Raw genomic sequence first — 1,753 nt, 5'->3', positions numbered from 1 at the left:
GCGCCGGACATGGACCCGAACGCGACGCCGGAGGAGATCGCCGAGGCCCGTGAAGAGGCCCGGCAGGCTCGCGAGGAGGCCCGTGAAGAGGCCCGGCAGGCCCGCGAGGAGGCCATGCAGGCCGCGAAGGAAGAGGCGGCGGCGACCAAGGAGCGCGTTCGCGAGGAGCTCCGCAACTTCCGCGACAGCTTCAAGCAGAAGAAGGGCAAGCGCGGCACCCGGGACGTGGTGGCCCGCGGACAGAACCTGGAGGTGAAGGAGGGCGAGTCCGTGGAGAGCGCCGTCGTTTACGGCGGCAACCTCATCGTGAAGGGCACCGTGGAGGACGACGCGGTCGCCTTCGGCGGCAACCTGGAGATCCAGGGCCACGTGGAGGGAGACGCGCACGCCTTCGGCGGCAACGTCATCCTGGGGCCCAACGCGCAGGTGGACGGCGACGTGTCCGCCTTCGGTGGCCAGGTGCAGAAGGCGGAGGGCGCCCGGGTGGAGGGCAGCCTGGAGGCCTTCAGCGGCGCGGGCCTGGGCAGCCTGGTGGCGGGTGAAATCAGCCGCGGCATGCATGACGTGAAGCACCACGACGCGCCGGCGGAGGACACCGACGACGATGACGACCACGACACCGGCGGCGGCCTGGCGTCGTTCATCCTCCAGTTCGCGCTCCTCTTCGGCCTGGGCTTCCTGGGGCAGATGTTCTTCCCGGCGCGCATGAAGGAGCTGGGCGATGAGATCCGCGCCAACCCCCGCCGCAACGCCTTCGTGGGCTTCGTCGGCGCGCTGGCCCTCATCCCGCTGACCGTCGTGCTGTGTGTCACGCTCGTGGGCATCCCGGTGGCGTTCGCCCTCCTGGTCGCCTCCATGCTGGGCACGGCGCTGGGCTACGCGGCCATCGCCAGCGAGCTGGGCACGCGGCTGCCGGTGCTGCGCGGCAAGAAGACACAGGCGGTGGTGCTCGCGCTGGGCCTGGGCCTCATCCTGCTGATCAGCCACATCCCGGTTCTGGGCTTCCTGCTCAACCTCTTCCTCATCCCGCTGGCCTTCGGCTCGGTCATCCGCACCCGCTTCGGCTACCGCGGCCGGGGCATGCCGGAGCCCATCTTCCCCCGGAGCGAGCACCCGGTTTGACGCACCCGGCCTCACGGCCGCCCGGGATTGCCACACCGCATCATGAAGCCCCGCTCCCGAGCGTACCGGGAGTGGGGCTTTTCCTTCTCCAACAAGCCCCACGCTCGCGCGCCATCACCTGGGCTGTCGGAAGCGGGTGTTGACCGGGGGCGTGCGGCCGTTGACAGGCTTTGACCGCCCCCGTCGGGTGCGCCATTTTGCGCGGCACCCATGCGACGCCTCCCAGACGCAACCCCGCGCGGCAGGGCCATCACCGTGGACCTCGAGGGCGAGAGCATCCCCGCCATCGAAGGCGAGCCGGTGGCGTGCTCCCTCATCGCCGCGGGCGAGAACGTCCTCTCCCGCTCCGTGAAGTACCACCGCCCGCGCGGGCCGTACTGCTTCGCCGCGGCCTGCTCGCACTGCCTCATGCGCGTGGACGGGCTGCCCAACGTCTACACCTGCCGCACCCCCGCGAAGGAGGGCATGCGGCTGGAGCGGCAGAACGCGTACCCCTCCGCGAAGGTGGACATCTTCGAGACCATCGACTGGTTCTTCCCCAAGCGCCTGGACCACCACGAGATGTTCGCGGGCGTGCCGGTGGCGGAGGACGTGATGGCGCGCGTGGCCCGGCAGCTGGCCGGCCTGGGGC

At 70.8% G+C, this 1,753-nt stretch carries 2 protein-coding genes; both read left to right on the top strand.

Annotated features, from left to right (window positions below; translation table 11 throughout):
- Positions 1-1,122, top strand: a 1,122-nt coding sequence (locus D7W79_RS41755) for a bactofilin family protein (protein WP_120530724.1), incomplete at its 5' end; no start/stop codon positions are given.
- Positions 1,123-1,332: 210 nt separating this feature from the next.
- The coding region (locus tag D7W79_RS41750) for a (2Fe-2S)-binding protein (RefSeq protein WP_147442352.1) at positions 1,333-1,753 on the top strand (421 nt) is incomplete at its 3' end.

This window comes from Corallococcus exercitus, assembly GCF_003611585.1.
GTDB lineage: Bacteria > Myxococcota > Myxococcia > Myxococcales > Myxococcaceae > Corallococcus > Corallococcus exercitus.
The sequence above is the reverse complement of the archived record's forward strand: the minus strand, read 5'-3'. Positions and strand labels throughout refer to the sequence as shown.